Source organism: Orrella sp. 11846, assembly GCF_048820935.1.
Lineage (GTDB): Bacteria > Pseudomonadota > Gammaproteobacteria > Burkholderiales > Burkholderiaceae_B > Algicoccus.
Genome location: NZ_JBMERD010000003.1, coordinates 63063 through 83313 on the forward strand (window position 1 = coordinate 63063; position 20251 = coordinate 83313).

General features: G+C 48.8%; 21 protein-coding genes, 1 tRNA gene and 1 pseudogene. 6 read left to right on the plus strand and 17 right to left on the minus strand.

Annotation, left to right across the window (positions count from 1 at the left end):
• Positions 1-8: 8 nt before the first annotated feature.
• Positions 9-401, minus strand: a complete 393-nt coding sequence (locus ACOI06_RS03275) for a thioredoxin family protein (protein ID WP_420661078.1) — start codon at positions 399-401, stop codon at positions 9-11.
• Positions 402-457: 56 nt separating this feature from the next.
• On the opposite strand from ACOI06_RS03275, the gene ACOI06_RS03280 reads away from it, so the two are divergent.
• The 4 genes from ACOI06_RS03280 to ACOI06_RS03295 all read left to right on the plus strand — a co-directional run bounded on the left by ACOI06_RS03280 (position 458) and on the right by ACOI06_RS03295 (position 3767).
• Positions 458-1294, plus strand: coding sequence for an EI24 domain-containing protein (locus tag ACOI06_RS03280; protein ID WP_420661079.1), 837 nt, complete (start codon positions 458-460; stop codon positions 1292-1294).
• Positions 1291-2127, plus strand: coding sequence for a competence/damage-inducible protein A (locus tag ACOI06_RS03285; RefSeq protein WP_420661080.1), 837 nt, complete (start codon positions 1291-1293; stop codon positions 2125-2127). Before ACOI06_RS03280 ends, ACOI06_RS03285 begins: the two co-directional genes overlap by 4 nt.
• A 140-nt stretch (positions 2128-2267) precedes the next feature.
• The gene (locus ACOI06_RS03290; protein ID WP_420661081.1) at positions 2268-3065 is read left to right on the plus strand and encodes an IclR family transcriptional regulator; all 798 of its coding nucleotides are present in this window, start codon (positions 2268-2270) and stop codon (positions 3063-3065) included.
• A 138-nt stretch (positions 3066-3203) separates the two neighbouring features.
• Positions 3204-3767 (plus strand): phasin family protein, encoded by a 564-nt coding sequence (locus ACOI06_RS03295; RefSeq protein ID WP_420661082.1) that lies wholly within the window; start codon positions 3204-3206, stop codon positions 3765-3767.
• Positions 3768-3909: 142 nt separating this feature from the next.
• Here the strand turns inward: ACOI06_RS03295 and ACOI06_RS03300 are convergent, their stop codons facing one another.
• The 6 genes from ACOI06_RS03300 to ACOI06_RS03325 all read right to left on the minus strand — a co-directional run bounded on the left by ACOI06_RS03300 (position 3910) and on the right by ACOI06_RS03325 (position 9169).
• A complete protein-coding gene (locus ACOI06_RS03300; RefSeq protein ID WP_420661261.1) occupies positions 3910-4971 on the minus strand; it encodes a quinone-dependent dihydroorotate dehydrogenase in 1062 nt (353 codons plus the stop codon).
• Positions 4971-5711 (minus strand): arginyltransferase, encoded by a 741-nt coding sequence (locus tag ACOI06_RS03305; protein WP_420661083.1) that lies wholly within the window; start codon positions 5709-5711, stop codon positions 4971-4973. The genes ACOI06_RS03300 and ACOI06_RS03305 overlap by 1 nt, the downstream gene beginning before the upstream one ends.
• A gap of 88 nt (positions 5712-5799) precedes the next feature.
• Positions 5800-6585: a leucyl/phenylalanyl-tRNA--protein transferase gene (aat, locus tag ACOI06_RS03310; protein ID WP_420661084.1), complete on the minus strand. Its 786-nt coding sequence runs from the start codon at positions 6583-6585 to the stop codon at positions 5800-5802.
• Between the two features lie 22 nt (positions 6586-6607).
• A complete protein-coding gene (locus tag ACOI06_RS03315) occupies positions 6608-7195 on the minus strand; it encodes an NUDIX hydrolase (protein ID WP_420661085.1) in 588 nt (195 codons plus the stop codon).
• Positions 7196-7278: 83 nt separating this feature from the next.
• Entirely contained in the window at positions 7279-7902 is a 624-nt protein-coding gene (locus tag ACOI06_RS03320; RefSeq protein ID WP_420661086.1) for a DUF2946 family protein, read from the minus strand.
• The gene (locus ACOI06_RS03325; RefSeq protein ID WP_420661088.1) at positions 7895-9169 is read right to left on the minus strand and encodes an MFS transporter; all 1275 of its coding nucleotides are present in this window, start codon (positions 9167-9169) and stop codon (positions 7895-7897) included. Before ACOI06_RS03325 ends, ACOI06_RS03320 begins: the two co-directional genes overlap by 8 nt.
• A gap of 456 nt (positions 9170-9625) precedes the next feature.
• Between ACOI06_RS03325 and ACOI06_RS03330 the strand changes: the two genes are divergently transcribed.
• Positions 9626-11005, plus strand: a complete 1380-nt coding sequence (locus ACOI06_RS03330; RefSeq protein ID WP_420661089.1) for an RNA-guided endonuclease InsQ/TnpB family protein — start codon at positions 9626-9628, stop codon at positions 11003-11005.
• A 230-nt stretch (positions 11006-11235) separates the two neighbouring features.
• On the opposite strand, the gene ACOI06_RS03335 is transcribed toward ACOI06_RS03330, so the two are convergent.
• From ACOI06_RS03335 to ACOI06_RS03355, 5 genes and pseudogenes are all read right to left on the minus strand, one after another.
• Positions 11236-11309: transfer RNA gene (locus ACOI06_RS03335), tRNA-Cys, on the minus strand.
• Between the two features lie 216 nt (positions 11310-11525).
• Positions 11526-11735, minus strand: a pseudogene (locus ACOI06_RS03340) (dihydrolipoamide dehydrogenase); the annotation flags it as partial.
• Positions 11736-11750: 15 nt separating this feature from the next.
• Positions 11751-12968 (minus strand): dihydrolipoyl dehydrogenase, encoded by a 1218-nt coding sequence (locus tag ACOI06_RS03345; RefSeq protein ID WP_420661090.1) that lies wholly within the window; start codon positions 12966-12968, stop codon positions 11751-11753.
• 179 nt (positions 12969-13147) lie between these two features.
• Positions 13148-13753, minus strand: a complete 606-nt coding sequence (locus ACOI06_RS03350) for a hypothetical protein (RefSeq protein ID WP_420661091.1) — start codon at positions 13751-13753, stop codon at positions 13148-13150.
• Positions 13754-14142: 389 nt separating this feature from the next.
• On the minus strand, positions 14143-14910 hold the full coding sequence (locus ACOI06_RS03355; protein ID WP_420661092.1) for an SDR family NAD(P)-dependent oxidoreductase: 768 nt from the start codon (positions 14908-14910) through the stop codon (positions 14143-14145).
• A gap of 120 nt (positions 14911-15030) precedes the next feature.
• Here ACOI06_RS03355 and ACOI06_RS03360 point away from each other — a divergent pair, with 120 nt between their 5' ends.
• Entirely contained in the window at positions 15031-16038 is a 1008-nt protein-coding gene (locus ACOI06_RS03360; protein WP_420661093.1) for a LysR substrate-binding domain-containing protein, read from the plus strand.
• Here the strand turns inward: ACOI06_RS03360 and ygiD are convergent.
• The 5 genes from ygiD to ACOI06_RS03385 form a co-directional block, all read right to left on the minus strand.
• Positions 16016-16804 (minus strand): 4,5-DOPA dioxygenase extradiol, encoded by a 789-nt coding sequence (gene ygiD / locus ACOI06_RS03365; RefSeq protein ID WP_420661094.1) that lies wholly within the window; start codon positions 16802-16804, stop codon positions 16016-16018. The genes ACOI06_RS03360 and ygiD overlap by 23 nt on opposite strands.
• A 229-nt stretch (positions 16805-17033) precedes the next feature.
• Complete coding sequence (locus ACOI06_RS03370) at positions 17034-18047, minus strand: metal-dependent hydrolase (RefSeq protein ID WP_420661095.1); 1014 nt, start codon at positions 18045-18047, stop codon at positions 17034-17036.
• 144 nt (positions 18048-18191) lie between these two features.
• Positions 18192-18635 carry a hypothetical protein gene (locus ACOI06_RS03375; RefSeq protein ID WP_420661096.1) on the minus strand — a complete coding sequence of 148 codons (444 nt, stop codon included), beginning with the start codon at positions 18633-18635 and terminating at the stop codon, positions 18192-18194.
• A gap of 146 nt (positions 18636-18781) precedes the next feature.
• Complete coding sequence (locus ACOI06_RS03380) at positions 18782-19405, minus strand: ATP-binding cassette domain-containing protein (RefSeq protein WP_420661097.1); 624 nt, start codon at positions 19403-19405, stop codon at positions 18782-18784.
• A 40-nt stretch (positions 19406-19445) separates the two neighbouring features.
• A complete protein-coding gene (locus ACOI06_RS03385; RefSeq protein ID WP_420661099.1) occupies positions 19446-20228 on the minus strand; it encodes an efflux RND transporter periplasmic adaptor subunit in 783 nt (260 codons plus the stop codon).
• Positions 20229-20251 lie beyond the last annotated feature (23 nt).

A 20251-nucleotide genomic window follows, 5' to 3' on the forward strand; every position in this document is an offset into this window, starting at 1 on the left:
GAACAGAATTAAATTTCAGACAAGCGCAGTTTGTCCCGTACATTCACCGGTGCAGGGCCTTCAAAAGGCTCAGTATCGGGTTCAGACAGGTTTTGTGCTAGCCGCTCGACTTGTGAAATGTGTGGCAGCATGGTGCCAAAAAATAAGGTTTGACCTTGACGTTCAATCAGGATGGTCGGAAAATTTTCGACATCTTCGTCGTCGAGTAGGTCGGGAGTTTCTTCGATGTCAGCCCAGACAAACACCCATTCGGGATGTTGCGCGGCTAAAGCCGCTAAATCTAGACGATATTCTGTACAGGTATCACACCACGCTGCGCAATAACACACGATGAGTAATGAGTCGGGGTTATGATTTAAAGCGACTTTCAGTTGATCGTCTTGAGGTAGATAAAGCGCCATTTCAGCCAGCCAATTTAGGATTAACCTATCATAACGGTATTTTTATAATTTTAAGCATGAATACAACTAGAACTCACGTCTCCCAAGCGAACGGAACAGGCCAGATGCTACAGGATGTCGGTCAGGCTTTTTTGCGGGCGTTGCGATCACAAATCCACCCAAAAATGATTATGGCTTTATTCCTACCAGTGATTGTGACGCTGGTTTTGGGGATTGTCTTGTTCTGGTTGGCATGGACGCCTTTGACGACCTGGATGTCTGAGTATTTAACCAACTCAGCCGTTCCAGGTGTGGTGGATCCGGTGATCGGTGCGGCAGGCTTTTTAATGCTTAAAGCTTGGATGATTCCGATTGTCGCCGCAATTGTTTTGATGCCATTGGCGGGTATTGTGGGCTTGGCAGTCGCAGCCGTCTGGATTATGCCGATGGTATTGACATTTCTAGGGCGTAGGAACTATCCCGATGTGCAAGCTCGTGGCCGTCATGCATTGATTGTGAGCGTCTGGAATGCACTCTGGGTGTCGGTAATCTTCGTTTTAGGTTGGTTAATTACGTTGCCCTTGTGGTTGATTCCGCCACTCGGTGTAGTGTTGTCTATTTTTTGGTGGACATTTGCTTATTCGCGCATGATGCGTGTGGATGCCATGGCGGATCATGCGAGTCCCAAAGAACGTAAAACATTACTTCGTGACAAAAATGCTGGGTACTGGATGATTGGTCTTGCGTGTGCCCTAATCAATTTGTTGCCGCCAGCGTGGGTGTTTTTACCCGTTTTTTCAGGTTTGGTTTTTGCACACTATAGTTTTGAATCTCTGCGTCAGTTGCGATATCAACAATCCGCTGACACCCAAATGGATTCGGGTGAGATCATCATTGAGGAAGACAGAGTATGAGTCAGCACGACACACAAGCAGCCAGAATCGGTATGATTATTGTGGGCGATGAGATATTGTCCGGACGTCGACAAGACAAACACTTCTCAAAAATGATTGAGTTGTTGGGTGAACGCGGTTTGTCTTTGTCATGGGCACAAATTTTGCCTGATGATCGTGCGCAGTTGACAGCAGCTTTACGTCAGACATTTGCTAGTGGTGATATTGTGTTTTGTAGTGGTGGCATTGGCTCCACATCGGATGACCACACGCGCCAAGCAGCCGCTGCTGCCTTAGATGTCGATCTCGTGCTCCATCCCCAAGCGCGTGAAGAAATTTCTCTGCGTTGCGCGGAAATGGCTGAGCAAGGACAAGGCTCTGCTGATATGTCGACCCCAGAAAATCAGCGTCGTTTACAAATGGGCATGTATCCGGTGGGTGCAGGCATTGTGCCAAACCCCTATAACCGAATTCCCGGATTTTTTATTCACAACCACACTTTTGTACCCGGATTCCCTGTAATGGCCTGGCCCATGATCGCTTGGACCTTAGATCAGCGTTATCCGCACCTGCATCGGCAAGATCCGCAACAGGAACTGTCGTTTATTGCATACAACATTCCGGAGTCTCGGATTGCCCCAGTGCTCGATGAAGTGGAGGTGCGCTGGGAAGCTGTACGGTCGTTTAGTTTGCCTTCTGTCGGTAGCGGCACTCGAGCGGCACATATCGAACTGGGTGTAAAAGGCTCTCACGAAGATGTGAGAGAGGCTATTGAGTTTTTGCGCGAGCAAGCCTTGATGTTGGGCGCAACGCTTGAACCTACGATTAGTCGCTCGTCGATGCGTATCGAATAAGTTGTCGGTTTTAGTTCCTTTGTAATGGCGATAGGCGGTGAAGGTCGTAGGCGTGCTATTGTCGCAAGCAGGTCGTGATGTTGCAGTGCAATGCAATATGACGGTTTGAATGCTTTCATGAACGGAAATTGATCAGTCTTATGAGTGATGCGCCACACAAAGAGCTTCAGCACGGCATGGCCATTCAGGTACTTGAGCGTGCGACACGCATTCTGGATGTGCTCGCGCAAAGTCATGAAGCAGTTGCACTTAAAGAAATAGCCCACCAAACGCAATTACATCCGTCAACAGCCCATCGAATCTTGTCAGATTTAGCTGCAGCTCACTATGTAGAGCGGGGCGATAATGGTGTTTATCAGCTCGGAATGCGATTGCTTGAGCTCGGTGCGCTTGTGAAAGCCAGACTGAATGTGCGTGAGGCGGCGGCATCTGCGTTGCAATCTTTGCATCGCAAGACAGGGCAGACGATTAACTTGGCCATTCGCCAGGGGGATGAGATTGTTTATGTAGAGCGCGCCTGGAATGAACAATCGGGCATGCAGGTGGTTCGTGCTGTCGGAGGGCGTGCGCCTCTACATCTGACCTCGACGGGCAAATTATTTCTGTCCACGATGGATGCAAGACAGTTACAAGCGTATGCCATGCGCACAGAGCTAATAGGACAAACAGCGAATAGTTTAACGACGCTAGAAGCGTTAGAAGGTGATTTGTCGTTTGTACGCCACCATGGTTATGCCCGTGATAACGAAGAGCTTGAGCTGGGTGTGCGCTGTATTGCGGCAGGCATTCATGAAGATTCTGGACGTTTGGTGGCTGGGTTGTCGATCTCTGCACCTGTTGAGCGCTTGCGAGAATGTTGGGTGGATTGGTTAAAAACCACGGCGCAGGAAATTTCGAGTGCATTGGGCTATGGGCGCAAAACAAAGCGAACACTATGATTGGCGGGGATTCGTAAGAAATGATGTGACCATTTGATTTAAAAGGTTTTGTTGCGATGCAAAAAAATGTTGACAAGAGGAATTATTTTGCGTTAAAGTCTGGATTGTGCAATGCAACAAATCATTTAGGAGAACATTATGGCCAAATTGCCAAAAGAAGTGATCGACACACAAAAAGCTAGCTTGGACGCATTTAGCGCAGTTCAAGGTGCCCTGTTTACCGGTTTCGAAAAACTGGTTGATCTGAATCTGAAAGTGACCAAAGCTGCTCTGGACGAAATGTGCCAGAAAGCACAAGAGTCCGTTCAAGTTAAAGATGCACAAGAAGCCATCGCTATGAGCAGTGGTCTGGTGCAACCAACTGCAGAAAAAGCAGTTGCTTACAGCAAACACGTCTATGACATCGTGTCTGGTGTGCAAGCTGAATTGGCCAAATTGACAGAAGGTCAGTTGAGCCAAGGTCAAAAACAATTGAACGAAAGCATTGAGCAAATGATGGGCAATGCGCCTGCTGGCTCAGAAAGCATGATGGCTGTGCTGAAGTCCATGACTACACAGACCAATGCCGCTTACGAAAACCTGACCAAAGCTGCGAAGCAAGCTGCTGAAGCTGCTGAGAAAAACATTCAAGCCGCAACAAGCGCTACGCTTAAAGCTGCTTCTGATGTGGCCGCTGCAGGTGCAACAACTGCGAAGAAGTAATCTATCAATAACTGAGGTCGCCTCAGTTGCTTGAGATTTAATTCGCAACAAAAAACCGCCAGTCATTAAGATTTGGCGGTTTTTTGTTGTCTGGGTTTTGTTGTCTTTTTGCGAGCGTATTGATGTCAACGTGTCGCTCTGATCAGCTTTCTGTGAGTTGCTCGTGTGCTTGAATGGCTTTGACGCACTCAGAGATTAAAGCTGGACCCCGATAAATCATGCCGGTGTAAATCTGTACCGCATTGGCACCGGCCTGTATTTTCTCGATGGCATCTTGATCTGACAGAATGCCGCCAACGCCAATAATCGGAAAGTCTTTGTCCAGTCTTTTTCTGAATTGCTCAATCACCCAGAGAGACTGTTGATGCAAAGGTGCACCAGACAATCCGCCCGATTCCTGTCCATGGGGTAAAGCTGAAACGGTTGTGCGGTCAATCGTTGTGTTAGTGGCAATAAGTCCATCAATGCCATGCTTGGTGAGGCGTTCAGCGATGACATCAATCTGGCTCTCAACCAAATCTGGGGCGACTTTCAAGACGATTGGAACCCGTCGCTCATAGGTTTGGGCCAGTGTTTCTCGTTCAGCACTGAGAGCTGCTAGTAAATCATCGAGTCCTTGAGCAGATTGCAGATCACGTAGGTTCTCTGTGTTGGGTGATGAAATATTGATCGTGACATAGTCAGCGTGTGGGTACACACCCCGAAGCCCTTTCAGATAGTCTTCTGTCGCGTTCTCCATGGGTGTGACGGCATTTTTACCGATATTTAAACCCAAGATGCCACCCGATTGACGAAATTGACTCCGTTGCACATTTTGTAGAAATACATCTAAACCGGCATTATTAAAACCCATGCGGTTGATGATAGCCTCGGCCTGTGGAAGGCGAAAAATTCGAGGCTTAGGGTTGCCTTCCTGAGGTAAAGGTGTGACGGTGCCGACTTCGACAAATCCAAACCCTAGATGGCCAAGTGCATCAATATGGGCACCGTTTTTATCCATGCCTGCGGCTAAACCTACAGGGTTTCTGAGTGTCAGACCCATCAGCTGAATAGGTGCGCTAGGCGCATTACCGATCAGGCGGCGAGTCCAGCGGCTATCGTACGCGCGCTGAATCTGTCGCAACGATGCTTCGTGCGCAACTTCAGGATCCATCGAAAAGAGCGCAGCTCGAGCAAGGCTATATGCGTTAAATAAAGGGTTCATCATTCATCGTCCCGTGTGTAGGGTAACCAGTGACCGTTGTGTAGGTACTGCGCTGCGGTAAAACGTGATTTATAAGACATTTTAGGGCTTTGACGAATCCAATAACCTAAGTACAGATACGGCAGACCCAGCTGTCGACATTGTTCAATTTGCCAAAGGATATTGTAAGTCCCAAAGCTGCCTTTGATCTGTGGATCAAAGAATGTATAGACCGATGACAACCCATCCGACAAAATGTCCACAATTGAGACCATATAGAGACGGTTGGTCTCAGCGTCTCGAAACTCAATGAGCCGACTGTCAACGTGGCTAGTGAGCAGAAATTCGCGATACTGTGAGTCGTCTTCTTTATCCATGACCCCATCGGTATGTCGAGCTTTTTGGTATTCATGGTAGAGCTTGCTATGTTCCGCGGACCAGTGCAAAGCATGTGAAGAAATTTTCAAAGACGGATGGTGTCGGCGCCAAACCTTGCGTTGAGTGCGGTTGGCAACAAATGATTCACTATCCAGACGAATTGGAATACAGGCCTGACAAAAGTCACAATGCGGTCGGTACGTATAGTGTCCGCTGCGCCGAAATCCTTGTCGAACCAGTTCCGAATAGGTTTGCGACCGAATCAAACGGTTCGGCATCACGACTTGTGAGCGCGCCATTTGATCAGGCAAATAACTGCATGCGTAGGGGGCTGTGACATAAAATTGTATGGTCGACAGCGATGCGGCAGAAGATGGTTTCATGGGTTTAGATCGTACAACAAACGACAGGCAACGTGCTGAATGGTTACGTAATGCGGACCTACCTACATAAACCCAAAAACTGAACGAGCTATGGGAATACTGTCTCGTCTCTGTGTAGCGCACCCTCTGCATCGAGCCAGCCCGAGGCCCAAGGGAGTTCGGGTGCTCGTTGAGCTTTCTGGATGTGGGTGATGAAATCAGATCGGTCGATTTCGATTGCACCCAGTGATGCAAGGTGGGGTGAATGCACCTGACAGTCGATCATGTGCACATTGTGTTGCCTTAGGAAACTCACAAGGTAGGCAAGTGCAATTTTTGACGCGTTGGTCTCAAAACTAAACATCGACTCCCCAAAAAACATCCGACCCAAACTCACCCCATAAAGGCCACCGACCAATTGGTTGCCTGTCAATGGATCTTGCTTCCAAAGTTCGATGCTATGCGCTTGGCCTTTGTGGTGCCAGCTTGTGTACGTGTTGAGCAAATTTTGTGTGATCCAGGTCTCTTGCTGTCCTTCGGGTGTGCGTAGTGCACAGGCCGTCATCACGGCTTGAAAGGCTGTGTCCACTTTGACGATGTAGCTTGGCGCATCGCTGGATTTTTGTTGAGTTTCAATTTGACGCAAACGTTTGCGCAACGAGCGTGAAATACGCAATTGATCCGTTAAAAGCACCATTCTGGGATTGGGACTCCACCAGAACACGGCGTTTTCTTCGTCAGACGGCCCCCATGGGAAAATCCCTTTTCGGTAAGCCTCTTCAAGTCGAGCAACACTCAGATCACGACCCCAAGCGACAAAGCCATTGGGCTCTGTTAAGGCGGTGTGAGCACCGGGTAACGGGTCTTGTGCGTCGACGTAACGGTTAAATACCATCGGTTTAAAGGTTTAACAACAGTCAATACGGCTGGTTTGCGTCGATGCTGTAGTAGTGCGTTGTGAAACTGTTGTTTTTATGGTCTTCGATAAAGTGCCTAATCGTGGTGGATACAGAGCGAAAGGACAAGTTGTCCCAAGGAATCTCATCAAGATCAAAGTATCGCGCATCGAGGCTTTCTGGGCCGGGTGCGACGTGATCGTTTTCTGCCGTGGCTAAAAAGTACACATGGACTTGATTGGCGTGGGGTACATCAATGACGGTGTAAAGCTCTCCGAGACCAACGCGAACACCAGCTTCTTCCCAGGTTTCGCGCAAACCACCTTGTGCCGTGGTTTCGTTAAGTTCCATAAAACCAGCGGGGAGCGTCCAGGTTCTGGCACGAGGTTCAATGGCTCGCAAGCACAACAGAATCTTGTTGTTCCAGACAGGGACGGTGCCCACGACCAATCTCGGATTCTGGTAATGGACAGCACCACAAGACTCACATACATCCCTTACGCGGTTGTCATCGGGTGGGATGAGTTGTGTGATCGGCGTTGCACACTGGCTGCAGTAGCGGCTGGTGCGTGGGGCTGGAAAGTAAAAATCGGCGGTTTTATTCTTCATAGTGCTCACATTCTAATTGAAGCTGCAGATTGTGTATCCAAACCATCATCTAGATGATTGCCATTAAACGTTTATGAAACGTTTTACAGTGGCTCGGGTAGCCGTGGTTCACGGATAAACCCTAGTACAGATTCAATGTCGGTTTGCCCGTCTAATAAGGTGACCCCCGCATCTGGCGCCAAAAGGAAGGGTGCATCTGACGTCAGCTTGATTGGTGTCGTCTGGCCACCTTGCGAATGCGTCTGCCACCAGTCGAGTAAAGAGTCTCCTGTTGGTGTCTGAATACAGGCGATCACAGCTTCCAGATCCTGATCGTTTACACAACTAGGTCCGAGGTTGGTTTGTGCATATAAATGACCTTGCTGATCGATCCACCAGTGCGAAACCTGATCAATTGTCTGTCCGGTGTGTGCAGTCAATTGCATGGGTTGACCCGTCAACGACAGAATCAGCGGGGCGCGTGCTAGTCGAACAAAAACACGCTGAGGCCCATTCTGAAAATACCATTCGCCGCGTTCTGTGCACAGATAGTTGCGATCAATGAAGGCCAGAATCTGCTCGTTTTGAATGGATTCCCCAGATGACAAGGGCTCCCAGTTTCCGTCGGGATGGAGTCGCCATTGACCACGTGGATTCAAAGAAAGCCAGCCATAAACCGCCGGAACATTAGGCCAACGCTCCATGCTGGCACGTACGAGATCATCCATGCATGGTCTCCCGACTCGGCAACGGTGTACGTCGGGTCACAAAGAATACGAGACTCAAAATCTGTGTAATAAAGAGCAGACCAAACGTCGACCACATGGCGTTGTCACTCTCAAAACCGAGCCACACAAAGCCATCCATCACAAGCCCCATACCCCACTGAACAGCAAAAGCACCACTAAACATGACCAAGTTATAGGTCGTTAAAACTCGACCCGCCAGTTCACGTGGAAATAAAAGTGCTGTTTGTGTTTGCATCAGAATGACGGCAGGAATCCCCGGTGTGAGCAATAACCATAGCCACCAAGCTGAGGGTGAACGCCACAGCAAAATCAGCAGCATGCAAAACAAGAACCAGTAAAAGCCGAATAAGGATTGGCGTGCCAAGTTAAAGTTGCGTTTTTCTAAAAAAGGACTCGCAAAACTCATGAGTAAATACGAAGCCATGAGTGCGAGGTTAAAAAAGAAGAGGGCTAGTCCAGCATCATCGACCGATAAACCGAGTCGGTCGGTCATCCAGGGTCCTACCCAGAGCGTTTGTAATGCAGAAAAGCCACCCGCAAAGAAAATCGTGGTTGGGATCACGCGCACAAGAAGAGGGTGTGTCAGAAGCGACAGTAGTTTGATGGGCTGTGCGGAGGTAGCGTTTGAGCCTTTGGCGGCAATTTGACGATCTGTTTCGGGTACAAAAGTAAAAATGGCCAACGCAGCAATCACCAGCAAGCCGGACGTCATCAGAAAAATATCTCGCCATCCAAATGCTTGCGCTAACCACAAAGCGGGTTCAGTTGCACTCAAAGAACCTGTGGTGCCACCGAGTAGCATCCACATCGCGAGCTGAGCTTGTTTTTCTGGGGCATAACAGCGTCGGAAAAATGAGTAGGGTGCCATGAGGCAGGATGACACGCCTAGTCCAATAAAGATGCGACCGATTGACAGCATCGCGAGGGAATCACTGAATCCCATAATTAAAGAGCCCAGTGCCGCGATCAACAGAAGCACTGTTTCAGTGCGACGAGCGCCAAAACGGTCTAGCCATTTACCTAGTTGCCATTGAACAGAAGCAAAAGCCAGAAAAAATGAGGAGGTTAGCCAGCCCAATGCGCCTGCACTTAAATGCAGATCGTCCGCAAGTAAGGGTGCAATGGTGGCATTTACCGAGCGTAATGCGTACGACAGGAAATAGCCTACGATGAAGCTCAGGAAAAGTGGAACAGAAAACCGCTCTGGTTGCCAGGTGGTTTGTTCGCCGTGCTCAGATTTGGACATGACGCTGCAAGTTGCTGATCATAAGGTTTTTGACAATAGCACAGAGTCAGTGCTTTGAGCAGGGCAGTGGATTGGTTGCGTTGCGATTTGCCGTCTTGTCATGCTGCAAATATGTTTGAGCGAATTGCTTGCGCAACCTCGTTCATTCATGTGCGAGTCAAGCAAACTTATCAGTTTTTGACTTGTTAGCGGCTTTAGCCGCTCTCAATGACTTTTTGCTAAGAGGGGCGTTTTGCTCACAAGTCTTCATGAAATGAATATAGCTGGAAGATACTCTAGCATTTGTTTTATAAAAATCTTTTGTCTGTATTTCGCGGTCAAGACTAGATGCATTTAATTCTTATAAGGGATTGATTTGACTGTTTATTAGTTACACGTTTTCGTCTAAGAATTGATTGAATGGTGTGTAATATTTTAGTAAAATTATGCGAATGAATCAGCCAGAGAAAGAGGATCATGCTTGTTGGTATCAAACTTCACGCCAACCCAACGCCTGAGCAAAAGAAAGTGCTTAGCCAATGGATGGGTTGCGCACGTTTGATCTGGAATGCAAAAGTGGATGAAGAGCTATATCATCGCACTTTTGCGAACAAGTATTATCCAATAGGGACTTACGCCCCGATTGATAAAAAGGCAGCTCACTTCAAGTCGAAAGAGCTCACGCCTTGGCTCTATGACTGCCCTAGCCAAATCATTCGAAATAGTGCAACCAATTGGTGCAATACTTATTTCAATTTTATGAAAGGCTTGTGCGGTAGACCCAAAAGAAAGCCAAAATCAGACAGGGGGAGCATTCATCTCACAAGAGAACTATTCCGTTTTGAACATTGCTCCGACGGGAATATTCGTCTTTTCATTGGCTCAAAAACCAATAATATTGGTTACCTATCATTCAAAAAGCATGCCAATTTCAACACCCCTAAATCCATCTACATCCGTAAAGAAAGAGGACGTTACAGCATTTCCTTTTGCTATGAGGATGGCTTTGATGCGGTTGGTTTAAAAACCAATCAGCAGCATTTGGATTACCTACGTGATGAATCAGACGAGTATTTAGAGCAAAACACCATCGGCATTGACCGAGGTGTTGCGATTCCTGTCCAAGCCGGCGAAAAGTCGTTTGATTTCAGCGAAGGGCAAAAGAAAAACTTAAGCGAGTCTGAACGATATATAAAGCGACTACAGCGTAGGCTTTCTAGGCAAACGAAAGGCTCGAACCACAGAAACGAAACGAAGTCTAAGCTCTCAAAGTCTCATGCGAAGAAAGCCAATATCCGCAATGACTTTGCGCATCAAACGAGCAGAGCCATCGTCGATGGAAAAGAAACAGTGATTGTGCTAGAGGACTTAAAAACTTCTAATATGACTCGCAGACCAGCCCCTAAGCAAAACGAAGCCGGTCAATATCTGCCGAATCATGCCAGTCAAAAAGCAGGCTTAAATCAGGCGATCTTAAACGTCGGCTGGCATCAAATAGAAGTCTGCATTAGCTACAAAGCACACAAAGAAGGTAAAGCAGTTTTTAAAGTTGCTCCCCACAGCACCAGTCAGGAGTGCGCCCAGTGTGGCTACACTCACCCAGACAACCGCAAAACTCAATCAAAGTTTCAATGCGGTCAATGTGAACATGCTGACAATGCCGATCAAAACGCATCGATGGTGATTAAGAAAAGAGCAATCAGGTTAATTAAGGACACTGGAACGGTGTTGTCAGAGAAAGGGGTTCTAATGCCGCTCTCTGATACTGGGCGTGGAGGAAAGCGTCAGACTAACAAAGCGAAAAGCAATGTTAGCCGCATCCAAAGAAGCGTCAAAAAAGAAAAAATAGCAGCCTAGCTGTTGTTTTGGAAGCTCGCTGCTTTAGCGGCGAGTAGTTCACATCGACTAGATTTGATTTTGAATTGGTTGACTAGTAAAATCTGCCCAACACGGCCTGCCCCTCTGCGTTGAAAAACGTGCGGGTGGGTTTTTTTTTAGAGGCTACACGTTTTAGAGAACAACCGATCAGGCACGCAATTCCTAGCTCTTTAAATTGAGCGTGAAGCAAGTGTCTGCTGCTATTTGTTTGGAGGCGCAAGCCGGAATCGAACCGACGTACACGGATTTGCAGTCCGCTGCATAACCACTCTGCCATTGCGCCGACATGATTGCAAAACCATTTATGAATGGAACTGCAATTGTGGTGAAAGATCTTGATGGCGATCAACAATAAATTGTGAGCCAGGATCACATTTCGCCGCTAAATCCGGGCGAAAAGACGATTGTAGCGTGAATCTACCTATGAATCAAGCATTAAATCGTGATGAGAGACACACCACCTGATTGTTTGCATTTGGATGGTGTGTCCTTGATTGGCTTAACCCAGCAAGCGTAGCCCCAAGGGGTGGTCACTCCTGATTTCAAGTTTTTTAGCTGCATCAAGTAAAGCGCTTTGCAGCATTTCTTCAACCACGGGATGGTAGTAAGGCACTTCTAACAAACTGGCGACAGTTTCACGTCGTTCGATACTCATGGCGAGCGTATGCGCTAAATGTTCGGCACGCACACCAATCATGGTGGCACCTAGAACTTGACCATTGTTTTAATTGGCGTAAATATGCAGTAATCCGGCCGTTTCACCAAAAACACGGCTACGACCGTTACCTTGCGCTTGCGCTTGTCCCACAACGATGTCATCAGACTTGAGTTGTGCGAAGTTTTGGCCAACAGAAATCAAATCAGGATCCGTAAACGCGATACCAATCGGTGTTTTACGTTGAAAGGCCAGTGGAGCTTGTGCAGGGTCTGCGGCCATTCTGGCGGCGTTAAAGCCTGCAATTTGGCCTTCATCGCCTGCTTCATGCATGAGTGGAACATCGTTGTTGACATCGCCTGCAATAAAGATGGGCAACTGGCCAACTTGCATCGTGTGACGATTAAAGACTGGTATACCTCTGGCATCGAGCTCAATGCCAGCTTGTTCCAGATTCAAGGTGTCAACGTTAGGACGTCGACCTAATGCTGCCAGTAATAAATCGACTTTGGCTTGCCGCCCATCGGATGCTTGCATCAAAATGCCGTCTTCTTCAAGACTGAGTTTGGGCTCGGTTTGTAGCCAAATCGCAAATTCTTGGCTAAAGCGCTCAATGGCGCGATTGGCGACTTCAGGGTCTTGCATGCCACCGATAGTGCTAGCGATATCGGCTCCTGTGACTTGGATGCCTAAGCGAGACATCGCCAAACCCATTTCAAGCCCAATCGCTCCTAAACCTAAAATACCGAGAGATTCAGGAAGCTGCTTGAGTTCAAACAGTTCATCGGTTGTAATGACGCGTGAACGTACACTGTCCAACCATTTGGGGACGATGGATGTTGAGCCGTTGGCAATCACGATTGCTTTTGTGTCAATCTCGACAGTGCCACCATCGTTCAACTCCACTAAAACTTTGGTGGACGATAAAAGCTGGGCACGTCCCATAATGAGATGTTCCCCTGCACTTTGACGAATTCTGGATGCGGTTGGATTGGCGAATCCATCACGTTGCTGGCGCAAAAATTGCCAAGTTTGGTCGCGATCTAATGTCAGATTGGAGGCGCCATGCCCACCGATTGCGTCAACGGTGGTTGCCGCTTGCCATTGTGCGCCAGCATGTAAAGCCACTTTGGACGGCATGCAACCCACGCGCGCACAAACAGTCCCCAATGGGCCGTGATCAACCAGAAGATAGTTGCGCTTGGCTTTGCGGACTTCACGCATGGCGTAGGAACCTGCGGTGCCGGCTCCGATAATGACGACATCGGTTTGAAGTGTTTGTGACATGGCGCGCTCCTTTGTCAGGCAGGGGTCGTCTAGACCGAATGCGTCAGCGCCTGCCTATGACATTGATTGAATAATGTTATATAGCTTTCGAACATTATAGAAATTTATGTATTGTTGGCTGCAATACCCTCAAATGCCATGGGGACGCTTGATAGATGGCGTGTTTGTTTTGGTGGGGATTAGCCTTTAAGCCATTTCAGATAAGCAGTGCGTGTCGCAGGTGACACCGAGTCGAGTACTTTCTGGTGACTAACCTGGTGGCGCATCATAAGGCGTGCATTGGCCACGTTACGGGATTTGCAATACCAGTGGCAGCTGTGTTGAAAGAGGTAAAGCTCTGCGGACAGATGAAACGCCCGATCTTTGCTCGACCACTGATTGTCATTGTCGACGACGGTTTTGAAGCCAGCTGCATGTATAGCGAGCAACGCCCGAAAGTCTCGGGTCAGTGCCGGTAGAAAGCGTTCGGCGTATGGAATACAAAAGGCTGTTGCCGGAAATGCAGCGTTTTGTTCGGGCTCTTGCCGGAAACTATTGGCCAGTGCTTGTACTTGGCTGGAAATGGCACGTTCAGTTTGTTCGTAAGTTTCCAGAATTTGTATTTGACGCGTTTCGCTTTCGTCGGCAATGGCACGAGCATAACCTTGTGTGAGCGATTCCATGTGTTTTTCAATCTGAAAGGCGGACAGATGCTTGGCCAGAATCATGACGTGCATGCGCTGGTAGCGAACTCTCAGAGAATGAAAGATCACAAGGACCATCAATAACAACAATAAGGTATCCATGCTTTGTGAAATTCTCACAGAAAAGAAGACGTATCATCGACCATCGTCGATGATACAGTCGGTAATTAAAAATAATCGAAGTTCGACCGTACTCTGAGTGGTTCCGCTTAGCGGCATAGTTTAGGACCGTATTGTAGCGTTCACACCAGTACCCGCGCAGGCTAGGTATTCCGTTGCCCGCTGCTCAATACAGGTTTATAGACATCGTTTCATTTATAGGACAGTGATAGCAATATATAAGATCTAGTGATGAATTGGCATCAAATATACAATGATTCTCATGGTTACTGAATCGCTGTAAATCGACTGCGGTTCTCAGTCAGGAGAAAATAATGCTCAGAAAAACAGATCGTTATGCCTGAGGTTTGATGTGGCGTGATGTGACGTAATTATCTGGCTGAATAACCACCGTCGACATGTAAAACAGTGGCCGTGATGCCGCTAGCCAGATCAGAAAACAAAAATGCAGCTGAATTGGCAATCTCTTCGGGCGTATTTAAACGCCCCATTGGAATGCGCGCGAGCCACTGATCATAAACATCGGGCGCTTCTTCTTTCAGTTTGTCGAGGATGGGAGTGGCGGTATAGCCTGGTGCTACAGCGTTTACACGCACACCTTGCTTGGCCCATTCAACGCCGAGAAGTTCTGCCAGATGAGCGACTGCCGCTTTAGTCGCGCCATAAGCTGCGTGTGTTTCGGGTGAAACGACGCCAAATGCTGCAATCGATGCGGTGATTAAGACCACGCCTTCACCGCGTTCAAGCATGCGTCGACCAAACGCCTGCGCCGTCCAGAATACACCATTCAAGTTGATGTCGACTGTTTGACGCCAGAGTGAGGCGGGATAATCCACGGCTGAAGATGTGGGGGCAATACCGGCATTGGCCATAACGCCGTAGACGGGCCAACCTTCTTTCTCGAGCTGTTCAGCAACTTCGTTGACTTGGACCTCATCGGTGACGTCTAGATTTATAAAACGAACCTCAGCGCCCGTTTGCTTGCTAATTTCAGTTGCAGCCGCTTCACCGGCCACATGATCTACATCGGTAATGATGACACGAGAACCTGCTTGCCCAAGTGCAGTAGCAGTTGCCCGGCCGATGCCACCCGCACCCCCAGTAATCAGAAAAACGCGTTTTTGATCTAGTCCTTGCATATTGAATCTCCTGTGGTCACTCTAACAATTTAAAAAATCATATAGCATGTGTTTACCATACTATTTGATGTGCAATTAATCAAAAAAGTCGACAATTACTTAGACTGTCCTGAATATAGGATGATGGTCTTTGGTGCGATTTTGAATGAGTTTGCGATGCAACATCTGGATGACTTGGCGTACTTTGCATTGGTAGCTAAGCATGGCGGTTTCGCGCCAGCAGAACGAGCGACTGAAATTCCTAAATCGAAACTGAGTCGGCGCGTCGCTGATTTAGAGGCTCGATTGGGTGTGCGCTTGGCTCAGCGTAGTACCCGTCGTTTTTCGCTGACACCGGTAGGTGAGCAAATCCGTCAGCATGCACATGCGATGTTGGCAGAGGCCGAAGCGGTTCGAGCACTGGCGCATGAGCAAACCCATGAGCCGCGGGGATTTGTTCGGATCGCGTGCGCACCGGCGTTGCTTTATGCGGTCGTTGGCAAACTACTCAATCAATTTGTGAAAGAGTATCCCCAAGTTCAGTTGCAGATTGAAGCGACCAACCGAAACGTGGATGTCTGGCAAGACGGTGTGGATCTTGTGTTGCGGGTTCGGTCACCTGATGCGGTACTTACGCAAGATGAGATCGTCCGTCAACTCGCCCCCAGTGAACACGTGCTGGTAGCAGCACCTGAGTTGCTGGTAGATTTTCCGATGTTATCGACACCGGATGATTTGAACGTCTTGCCGACACTGGGTTTGGGTAACTCTCCTGAGACACGTGTTTGGTGTTTACGACATACCGATGGCAGACAGATCGATTTCCCGCATGAACCGCGATTGGTTGCCGACGATATGAATGTGCTATTTCATGCAGCGTTAGACGCCGTGGGTTGTGCGGTGTTGCCACGGTTGATGTTGCACGATGTACTTGCCCGTGGTCGTTTGAAGATGGTTTTACCTGACTGGGCACCACCGCCTGGCGTGATTCAGATTGCGTATGCGAGCCGTAGTGGTCAACGGGCCGCGGTACGCAAGCTCATCGATAGCCTAGCGGATGGATTTGCTCAGGCGTTGACGTGGCAACACGACTTTGATATTTGTATCAAGAACTGTCCCCACAGTTTTAAGCGCCATTGCCAAACATGACAGACAACATGGAAATCGAGCCGCCCGTGATGTCTGCGTTATGGAAACTAATGATGTCTTCGGTTGTGCTTGCGCCCAGTATGTAGAGCAGTGGCAGATAATGCTCTGGGGTCGGAACCGATAACATGGCGTCTTGACCCAGCGCGGGATAGTTGATTAGATGATCGTGCTCTCGACGCTCAATCAGAGTGGTGATGTTATTTTGAAAACGTTGTGCCCAATCGTAGGGTTGGGCGGTCGCGTCTTTCCACTGATAGGCCTGTAAGTTGTGAATGATGTTGCCGCTACCAATTATTAAAACCCCTTCATCGCGTAGTGTTTGCAGTTGTTGCCCAAGCTCATAGTGAAACGCCGGCGGCTGGGTGCGGTCGATGCTTAATTGCACAACAGGAATGTTTGCATCAGGAAACATGTGACGCAGAATAGACCAAGTGCCATGATCTAAACCCCAGTCATGATCGGCGTGAATAGGCAGGGGGTTTAATAACGTTTGTATTCTGACTGATAGTTCAGGATCACCGGGTGCGGGATACTGAACATTCAAGAGTGCCTGTGGAAAGCCGTAAAAATCATGAATGGTGCGAGGCGCTTGCATGGCCGTGACGGCGGTTCCAGCGGTGTACCAGTGCGCAGAGATCGCCAAAATGGCATGAGGCTGTGGTCGTTGTTTACCGAGCTCAACCCAAGTCTGTGACCACGGTTTGTTAGTGATGGCATTCATGGGGTTGCCGTGACCCAGAAATAGAACGGGCATGCGCGGATTCATCAGAATTCCTTCCCTTGGTTGTGGTGCTTCATACTTAGCCCCTAAAGTTAATCAGGCGAGGTTCGCAACCCGATGTAGACCGTGCTTTATGGTCAAAGTTCAGGTGATATCGTGGTTGCGAATGTATCTTGAAGAGATTGTTCGTGTTAAAATAATTGTCAGACAGATTATTTCCAATCAAGATCAATCAAAGAGAAAGCGCAATCGGATGCTTAAATCTTGCTTGTGCTTAACGGGGTGGGGGAATTAACTCTCCACGGATGCGTTGCTTTAACCAAGTGAACATGGCACTAATATCACCTTGTCGTCCAACTGCTTGTGGGGTTGGCAGAGCTTGAAAGGGTGAGCCACGCTCAGCCACCGCAAAAGAAAAGTTGTAATTTGGCTCTAGCCCCATGCGCAAATCGGTGATGACGAGTCGCCCTTGTTGGGTTTCATGCAATTTGTAAAAACCGTGACTAAAACGTCGAATGCGTTGTGCGCCATCGATCTGGGCTATTGCTGATTCATATTCTGCGCCACGATTAAATTCTTCAAATGCCATAGGTTCTGACTGATCACGCAGACCATAAAAGCCTTCGTAATAGTGTTTTTCATCCATGGCAACAACGCGCCAGAGCAACATGGAGAGTGGTGCGGGCGTCACTAAAATTCGATCAGGTTTGACTCCTTGCTGAGCGAGGCTTTTTAGCGCATGACGTTCAACGTATGTCTGTAAGCCAAGACCGATGAATAACACTGCAACGCCTACGGATAGTCCCACGAGATTGGCTGTTTGTCCCTTGGGGTCGCCTCGGCGCATTAAAACGATGATTAGGCCGATCAGCCATGGCAGGGTGACGGCTGGGTCAATGATAAAAACGCTGTTCAATGCGAAGGGATAATCAGTAAAAGGCAATCCAAGTTGAGTGCCGTATACCGTAAATAAATCTAACAAGGGGTGTGTGACGAGCGCAAGCCATAAGGCCAGCCACCACCAGCCTTGCTGAGCTTGTTCTCTATGGATTCTGGCCACTAACCAAGCAAATGGAATAGAAAATAGCGTCAGCCAAAATAAGGCGTGGCTTTCTGCACGGTGCAGCACCATGTTCAGGATGGGATCGCCGTGAGACAAAAAGACATCCAGATCAGGCAATGTACCTGCAATGCCACCCCAGACGGCTGCTTTCCAGACAGCTGTACGCCGCTGCATGACTGCCACGGTGACTGAAGCACCTAGTACGATTTGGGTTAGAGAATCCATTGTGATGCGCTATTTCCGTTGTGTTCAGAAGATTGGTGCGCCATGGTGGTTTATTTTAGCTCTATGGCAATTTCTGAGAGATTTGATTTCTGTATCGAACTGAGTTTGTGCCGACTAATGGATTGTAGAGTCAAAAGTTGGAACTCAGGAAAGTGGATTGATTGGCACGCTTATTGTCTTTAATTGTTCTGTTTGCGTAGCGACTTCATCTGGGGTACAGGCTATGCGAACCGGCACACAGTAGATTTTTTCTAACGATTCGAGTGTGTGCTGTAATGTTTGTTTTGCACAGCTGCTGTCACACCTAAAAATGATGCTATGACAATGCGCATTAAAACTTTCTCGATGCGCGCTTAGCCATTGTGTCGTTTTGCTGTGTCCGATCACGTTGGTTGACTCAACAGCGCACGGCAACTGTTCGTAGATCAGCACAAAATCTTTTTTTGCAGTCATGAACGCTTCTATTTCAGATAACCAGCGATTGATTTGCGTACAAGGCTGTGGGATCTCGTATTCATGCGCTGCAGCTAAGCTTGAAATATCCAGGACCCCAGTGAGTCTGGGTAGTACAACGGCGTTTTCTAACATGGCAATTGCGCCAACGATCAGTGCTTGAATGCCCTGCGGTGATCGGTCTAGTACGACCCCTAATTCAACTTGACGTGCGATGCGTTCAATCGTTTCGTCTGAAACATTCGGATCGCCAAGGCGAATATTGTCTGCCAGCGTACCGGTTAGTACCGCTGCTTCCTGTGGCGCATAAGCGATATTTGCGGACAGATCGGCGTAACGTAGACATGGTAGTGGTACCTCGCCCAGTAAAATGCGACCTTTTTTGGATCATCAAATCGCATGAGAAAACTGAGTAATGTGCTTTTTCCGCTGCCACTTGGTCCCGCAATCTGTACTTTTTCACCTGACAGAATTCGCGCGTTTATTGTTTTGTGGGCATGAGTGATTTCAATTTGCTGTAGTGATAGATCATAATTTTTGGGCTGCATCGCCTCTTTGTGATTGGGTTCCGGTAATGTCGGTGCATTCGTGATCTGTCGATAGTCATGCATGATCCCGCGCAGATCATTCAATCCCAGTGCTGCAAAAACCAGATCTCCCAAAGGTGCGCCGGCTCGGATCGTTAAAATCAATAGTGCCAATATCGTGGTTGAGGACTCTTGCGTTGTATAGGATATCCAAAGTGCGACTCCACCCAATGGAAAAACACTAATCAGCGTCGATATGAAGGTGGCGCTTGCGGCAGCCAGATTAGTGGTTTTTGATGTGCTTTCTTGCTTAAACCAAGCCTGATCAAGGCGTTCAAGTGCACGTTTAGATCCTGCGGCCGTCCGTAGTAATTCCATGTGGTTGATCAGTTCCATAGTCGCTTGTGCTTCGTTTTGGTCAACGGCGTGGCGCCCTGTATTGAGGTTGCCCCAAAGCCAGCACTTCGAGGTTTTTCTCGTCCACGGGCACCAACAGCTCAGTGCCGCCATGGCGCGCAATCTCAAACAGGACACGGCCGGGCTGGACCAGATCGCCGGGCTCTACATTGCGGGTAAGCACCGTGCCAGCCACTTGCGCGCGAATCACGGTTTTAGCCAGTTGGGCCTCGGCACTGGCAACGCGGACGCGCGCGGCGGCTTCGTCGGCGCGGCCTTCCTCCAGCGAATACACAGCCAATCGCGCGCGCTCTGCCGCGGTGCGTGCCGCGATCTCAGCCTGCAGTGCCTGCTCCATTTCCTCGTGCGCGATGGCCCGCTGCTTAGACAGCACCCGACGGCGCTCGACTTCACGACTGGCTTGAGCAAGCCGTGCCTGCGCTTCACGCAAGGCAGCTTGCGCCTGTGGTCGCGTCGATTCGTGCAGCGCCGTCAATGCTGAGCTTGCTTCCCGCAACATGGCCTCAAGGTCATCGGCGCGCAATACCGCAAGGATGTCGCCTGACTGCACCATGTCTCCTTCACGCACACGCCGCTCGACCACCACGCCGGTCACAGAGCTGCCGATCTGTGCCCGTGACACTGTTGCCACACGGCCAGTTGCGACTACCGCTTGTACCAAGGGACGCTCGACAATTTCATAGCTTGCCAGGATGGGCCCACGTATTTTTTGGACTGAGAGCCATACTAAGACACAGGCCACAAGCAAGCTGACGATCACAGGCCAAAACAATCTACGCGACATCAGCGAATCCCCGGCATGGTTGA